Source organism: Acidiphilium sp. PM (assembly GCF_000219295.1).
Classification (GTDB): Bacteria; Pseudomonadota; Alphaproteobacteria; order Acetobacterales; family Acetobacteraceae; genus Acidiphilium; species Acidiphilium multivorum.
Genome location: NZ_AFPR01000115.1, coordinates 1 through 6,098, shown reverse-complemented (window position 1 = coordinate 6,098; position 6,098 = coordinate 1). Strand labels below are relative to the sequence as shown.

6 protein-coding genes and 1 pseudogene are annotated in these 6,098 nt (G+C 68.8%); all 7 read right to left on the bottom strand.

Features of this window, described 5'->3' with window-relative positions:
* Positions 1–937, bottom strand: a pseudogene (locus APM_RS05905) (acetate--CoA ligase family protein); the annotation flags it as partial.
* 121 nt (positions 938–1,058) lie between these two features.
* The gene (locus APM_RS05900) at positions 1,059–1,403 is read right to left on the bottom strand and encodes a hypothetical protein (RefSeq protein WP_007422442.1); all 345 of its coding nucleotides are present in this window, start codon (positions 1,401–1,403) and stop codon (positions 1,059–1,061) included.
* Positions 1,385–1,882 (bottom strand): hypothetical protein, encoded by a 498-nt coding sequence (locus APM_RS05895; protein ID WP_007422441.1) that lies wholly within the window; start codon positions 1,880–1,882, stop codon positions 1,385–1,387. Before APM_RS05895 ends, APM_RS05900 begins: the two co-directional genes overlap by 19 nt.
* Positions 1,883–1,887: 5 nt before the next feature.
* The gene (locus APM_RS05890; protein ID WP_007422440.1) at positions 1,888–3,780 is read right to left on the bottom strand and encodes a potassium transporter Kup; all 1,893 of its coding nucleotides are present in this window, start codon (positions 3,778–3,780) and stop codon (positions 1,888–1,890) included.
* Positions 3,777–4,568, bottom strand: coding sequence for a (Fe-S)-binding protein (locus tag APM_RS05885; protein ID WP_007422439.1), 792 nt, complete (start codon positions 4,566–4,568; stop codon positions 3,777–3,779). Before APM_RS05885 ends, APM_RS05890 begins: the two co-directional genes overlap by 4 nt.
* Positions 4,565–5,767: a murein transglycosylase A gene (locus APM_RS05880; protein ID WP_039887905.1), complete on the bottom strand. Its 1,203-nt coding sequence runs from the start codon at positions 5,765–5,767 to the stop codon at positions 4,565–4,567. The genes APM_RS05885 and APM_RS05880 overlap by 4 nt, the downstream gene beginning before the upstream one ends.
* A 3-nt stretch (positions 5,768–5,770) precedes the next feature.
* Positions 5,771–6,098, bottom strand: a 328-nt coding sequence (locus APM_RS05875; RefSeq protein WP_007422437.1) for a Tim44/TimA family putative adaptor protein, incomplete at its 5' end; no start/stop codon positions are given.

Here is a 6,098-nt window from a genome sequence, read left to right as displayed (position 1 = left end):
AAGCGCCGAGCAGCAGGCCGAGCACACGGCGGGTTTCGTCGGACAGCGCTGCAAGGCCGATGCCGGCGGCGAGCGCGGTGTCGGCGGCGAGGCGGCAGGCGCCAACACTGTTGCCGATGATCGCAAGACTGTCGCTGCGGGCCGGACGGGCGCGGGTGAGCGTTTCGGCGGCTGCAAGAAATTCGCCGAGGCTGGTGGTCAGCATCACGCCGGCACGGCGCAGCGCGGCCTCGAACCCGGCGAGCGCGATGCCGCTTGGATCGCCAAGCCGGGCGCCGGGAACGATGGCGACGATGGGACGCAGGCGCGCCGCCGCGCGGGCGGCCGAGAGGAACAGGCGCGGATCACGCAGGCCGGCGATTTCCATCAGGATCGGGCCGGTGCCGGGGTCGCGCGAGAGATGGTCGAGCACCCGGCCGAAGCCGATATCCGCATTGCCGCCGATGCCGACGACATGGGAGAAGCCGATGCCGTTGGGCGCCGCCCAGTCGATCACCGCGCGGGCTAGCGCGGGGGACTGGCCGAGCAGCGCGACCCGACCGGGCGGCGGCGGTATGTGGCTGCGCAAGGCGTTCAGCCGCGCCCCCGGTGCGGCGATGCCGAAGGAGCGCGGGCCGACGACCCGCACTCGGGCGGCCAGCGCTGCCTCCCGCAATCCGTCGACCGCGGCGTAGACCACCGCCGCCCCGCGGAGGCGGCCGGCGAGGCCGGCGATGACGCCGGGCACCGCCTCGGGCGGATCGGCGATCAGCGCAAGATCGACAGTTTGCGCGCCCTCCCCCGGTTCCCTGACGTCGCCCGGAAAGCCGGCGGCGTCCAGCGAGGCGCGCAGCGATCGGCCGACTGCCGTGTCGCCGCCCGAGAGCATGATGGTCTTCGGGGCAAACAGGGCCTCGGGGTCGAAGCGATTGACGATGGAATAGCCAAGCGGCTTCATCGCGGCTCCTCCTGATCTTCGGCGGCGCGCGGCAGACTAGATCGGTTTGGCGCCAACCGGAACCGCCCTGGGGTGACGATACCGCGTCATACGATCGGGCAGGCGCCCGGCCGGGCCCGGGCTACCTAGCGGGGCCGACAATCGTGGGTTCGGGCAGAGCGGCGCCGCTGCCGACATAGGCCGGATTCGCATTGCGCACGCAGCGCGAGATCATGTCCCGCCGAGCGTGGATCTCGGCAAGGCGGTCGAACCGGGAGCCCTGGTCGGGCGTGCCCTGGAACGGGGTGGCGAACTGGTCGGTGCGCGAGAGATAGGCATAGTCGTGCGCGCGCTCATAGGCATTGGCCTGCTGGGTGCAGGCCGCGATGTCGGCCTGCTCGGCGGGCGAGGCGGGCGGCGGCGCGCCGAAGGTGCAGGCGGCGAGCGGCAGGATCAGCAGGGCCAGGGTCAGGATGGGGCGCGGCATGGCGGGTTTTCCTCGGATTCGCGCGGGAGCAGCTGTGCGCGCAGGGCGTTCTCGTCGAGAGCGCCCGTATCGGTCAAGCCAGTGCGGGCCGCGGCACCGAGCAGCGCACCGTCGAGCTCTGCGGCTCCACGGTCGAACCGCACGAAACGGGCGGTCCAGCCGCCACCGGCGAGCAGGGCGACGAGGCCGAGCAGGCGGAGGCAGACGGAGACGCCATGCGCCGTCGAGAGATCGGCGATATGGTCGACCGAGGAGGCCCAGACCCTGGCATCGCGGTCGCGCAGCACGACATCGGGGCCGCCGGCGAAGCGGAAGCCGCGGCGCGGCCCCTCGGCGCCGGCGCGGGCGGCGCGGTGCGCGGCTTCCCAGGCCTGTTCAAGATCTCGCTTCTGCACGCGTGGCAGGCGTGCCGGCGGGATCGGCACGAGATGCAGTTCGGTGCCGTCGGCAGCGACGGCGCGGGGAATGGCGACGGCCATGCCCTTCAGATGGCGATCCGCACGCCGAGTTCCACGACGCGGTCGGACGGGATCTTGAAGAATTCGGTGGCCGATATCGCGTTGCGCAGCATGAACAGGAAGATCGCCCTGCGGATGAAGCCGAGCTTGGGCACGGTCGCGGCGACAATGGTCTCGCGGCCGAGGAAATAGCTGATCTGCATCGGGTTGAAGGGCAGCCCCTGCTCTCGCAGCAGGTCGAGCGCTCGGGGGATGTTGGGGCTTTCCATGAAACCGAAGGAAAGCAGCACGCGATAGACGCCCTCGGAGAGTTCCTCGACCTTGGCGCGCCGCGCATCGCCCACGAAGGGGACGCCGGGATTGCGCACGGTGACGAAGACCACAGTTTCGTGCAGTACCTTGTTGTGCTTGAGGTTATGCAGCAGCGAGGACGGCGTATATTCGGGGTTTCCGGTCATGAAGACGGCGACGCCGGGAACACGGACGATGCGCGATTGCGGCAGCCGGCCGAGGAACGAGGCGAGCGGCAGGCTATCCTGCTGCCAGCGCTGGTGAAGCAGGGCGCGGCCGCGGCGCCAGGTGGTCATGACGGTGATGAGGCTGAAGCCGATGGCAAGCGGTACCCAGCCGCCATCGAACACTTTCAGCACGTTGGAGCTGAAGAAGGCGAAATCAACCAGCCCGATGGCGCCGAAGACCAGCACGGTGCGGCGAAGCGGCCAGTTGAAATGCCGGCAATAGACGAAGGCAGCCAGCGCGTTCGTCGACAGGAAGGTGCCGGTGACGGCGATGCCGTAGGCCGAGGCGAGGGCGGAAGACGAGCCGAAACCGAGGACCAGCAGCACGACGACGACGAACAGGAAGCTGTTGACCGGCGGGACATAGATCTGCCCCTGCTCGGTCTCGTTGGTGTAGCGGATCGGCATGCGCGGCAGCAGGCCGAGCTGGGTGCTCTGCCGGGCAACCGAATAGGCGCCGGAGATCACGGCTTGACTGGCGATCACTGTCGCGATGGTCGCCAATATGACCATCGGCACCACCAGAGCATGCGGCAGCAGGAAGAAGAACGGGTTGCTCGCGGCGTGCGGATCGCGGATCACGAGGGCGCCCTGGCCGAAATAGTTGAGCAGCAGGCATGGAAGGACGAAGAACAGCCAGGAGACGCGTATCGGCTTCGCGCCGAAATGCCCCATATCCGCGTAAAGCGCCTCGGCGCCGGTGACCGCCAGCACGACCGAGCCGAGCGCGATGAAGGCGAGAAGATCGTGCCGCATGATGAACGCGGCGCCGTAGACAGGAACCAGCGCGCGCAAGACATTCGGATGAATGAAGATCTGGTGAAGACCAAGCGCGCCGATCACCACGAACCAGATCACCATGATCGGGCCGAACGCACCGCCCACCCGCGCCGTGCCGAACCGCTGGACGAAAAACAGCACAAGAATGACCGCGATGGCGATCGGGAGCACGAATTCCTTGAGCCCCGGGGAGACCACCTCCATGCCCTCGACGGCGGAGAGCACGGAAATGGCGGGGGTGATTGTCGCATCGCCGAAGAAGAGGCCGGCACCGCAGATGCCGATGATGCCGATGATCCATTTCGTCCGGTCGGACTGGGTGACGCGCTGGGCGAGCGCCATCAGCGAGAGCGTGCCGCCCTCGCCCTCGTTGTCGGCGCGCATGATCAGCAGGACGTATTTGATGGTGACGGTTATGATCAGCGCCCAGAAGATGAGCGAGAGCAGACCAAGGACGTCGGATTCCTGGAGTTTATTGCCAGGGAAATATGACAGCGAGGCCTGCACCGCGTAGAGCGGCGAGGTGCCGATATCGCCGTAAACGACACCGAGCACGCCGATCAGGCCAGCGAGACGGAGCTTCTCGCCGGGAGAGCCGTGCGGGGTCGCGCTTTCGCTCAAGCGGCGCTCCCGTCCCGGCCGCGGCCGATCGGCGCCACCTCGCCGGTCATGCCGGCGAGCACCTCGGCGACGTGGCGCACGGCAACCGGCTTGCCCTCGCGGGTCAGGCGGCCGGCCATGTTCAGCAGGCAGCCGAGATCGCCGGCGAGCAGCAGCTCGGCGCCGGTCGCGGCGATGTCGGCGGTCTTGTCGGAGACCATGCGGGCGGAAATGTCGGGATGCTTGACACAGAACGTGCCGCCGAAGCCGCAACAGACCTCGGGCGTGTCCATTTCCACGATCTCCAGTCCCTCGACGCGGGAGAGCAGCACGCGGGGCTGGTCCTTGACGCCGAGTTCGCGCAGCCCGGCGCAGGAATCGTGATAGGTGGCGCGCTGCGGCAGGGCGACATCGAGCCCGGCAAAACCCATCACGTCGACCAGGAAGCTGGTGAGCTCGAAGGTTTTCGCGGCGATGACGTCGGCCTTGAAGCGCAGGTCGGGGTCGGCCTCGAACAGGCCGGGCATGTGCTTGCGAAGCATGCCGGCGCACGAGCCCGAGGGGGCGACGACGTAATCGTAGCCCGCGAGGGCGGTGAGCAGGCCCTCGGCCAGGGCGCGGGCGGTTTCATGATCGCCGGAATTGTAGGCGGGCTGGCCGCAGCAGGTCTGCGCCCGCGGCACCTCGACCGTGCAGCCGGCGGCCTCAAGCAGGCGGATGGCGGCGAAGCCGACGCTCGGCCGGTAGAGATCGGCGAGGCAGGTGACGAACAGGGCGACGCGCGGTGCAGCCGCGGCGGATTCACTCATGAGGACGCTCCCTTGGCGGATGTCGGCGCGGCGGCGGGCTGGCGGGGCAGGAAGATGAAGATCCGGCCTGTGCCGTCCTGGGCACTCGCCTGCGCCGCGGCCTCGTTGCCGATTCCGAAGAAGATCTGCGCGGCGGAGGTGCCGTGGGCACCGACATCGATGTCCTGCGCGGTGGTCAGCCGGGCGAGCGACTTCGTCGCGACATAGACGGGCGCGCCGAGCGGAATCGCCTTCTCGTCCACCGCGATCGAGCCTTCCGGCGCCAGCGGCACGTCAAGCGCGCCGGGTGTGCCGAGATCGTCGGGCACGCCGCGGATGCGCTTGAAGAACACGTAGTTCTTGTTCGCATCCATCAGGCCGCGCGCCTCGACGGGATGGGCGAGCAGCCACGCGCGGATCGAGGTGATCGAGACCTGGTCGGGCTTCAAATAGCCCTTCTCGACCATCAGCTTGCCGATCGGCGTGTAGGTGCGGCCGTTGGTGCCGTCGAAGCCGAGATCGATGAGCGTGCCGTCCGGCAGACGCAGGCGCGCGGCGCCTTGGAGCTGGATCATGTAGGCGTCGACCGGATTCTTCACCCAGGCAACTACCTTGGCCTCGCGGTTGATCTCGCCGGCCTCGATCTGGGCGCGGGTGTAATAGGGCACCATTGTGCCGTAGCGCAGGCGGCCGACGATACGGCGCTTGCCGGAGGCGTCGCGGAAGGCGGACAGGTTGGCGTTCACGAGATTGCGCGGACGACCGTAGATCGGGACATCGTAGCCGCGCTCGCGGATTTCCGAGCCGGGATAGACCGGCTCGTAATAGCCGGTGATCCGCGTGGCGCCGGACGCTGCATAGGGCACCATCCATGCCTCGAAGAAATGCTGGGCCGCGGCCGCGTCATCCGGCGGGACGGCTTCGGCGGCAGCACAGGCAGCGCGCCATTGGCCGGCCTTGCCGCCGAGCGCGCCAGCCACGCCGGCGCCGCCCAGCGTCTGGTCGACCGGCATGACCGCGATCACCTTGCATGACCTCTGGAAACTCGGCAGGCCGGCGACGGCAGCCTCAACGCTCCAGCCGGGGAGCGTAGCGAAGGGCACAGGGGTGAGGCCGGCATGATCGGCCTGGGGCGCGCCGGCGGGCGGCAAGGCACAGCCGGCGAGCAGGGTGATGGCGGTGAACGGCGCGGCAAGGCCGCGCAAGGTGGATCGGTGCATGGATCAGCCGCTGCGCGCCGCCGCCAGCCGCCAGGTCGGGTCGGCCGCGCCGAGGGATTTCTCGAAACTCCAGAGGTCGACGATCTCGGTCATCGCCTCGGTGCCGGCGATAACCTGCCCCTGTCGATCACGCGTGTAGTTCTGCTGGTCGGAGACGAAGCGGACGACGATCACGGCCTCGCCGCCGAGGAGTTCGGCCTCGTCGATCGTCGCCTCGACAATACGGACGATCTCGGTGTGCTGGGTTTCGCCAGCCTCGGCGCGCTGGGCCACCGCCTGCTCGAAGGTCGCGAACACGCCAGGCGTGAGCAGCGGCCGCAGGGCCGCGAGG

What these genes read in the sequence shown, in the direction of transcription:
- APM_RS05900 (WP_007422442.1), bottom strand. Translation starts at nt 1,403, where the DNA reads ATGCCGCGCCCCATCCTGACCCTGGCCCTGCTGATCCTGCCGCTCGCC.
- APM_RS05880 (WP_039887905.1), bottom strand. Translation starts at nt 5,767, where the DNA reads ATGCACCGATCCACCTTGCGCGGCCTTGCCGCGCCGTTCACCGCCATC.
- APM_RS05895 (WP_007422441.1), bottom strand. Translation starts at nt 1,882, where the DNA reads ATGGCCGTCGCCATTCCCCGCGCCGTCGCTGCCGACGGCACCGAACTG.
- APM_RS05885 (WP_007422439.1), bottom strand. Translation starts at nt 4,568, where the DNA reads ATGAGTGAATCCGCCGCGGCTGCACCGCGCGTCGCCCTGTTCGTCACC.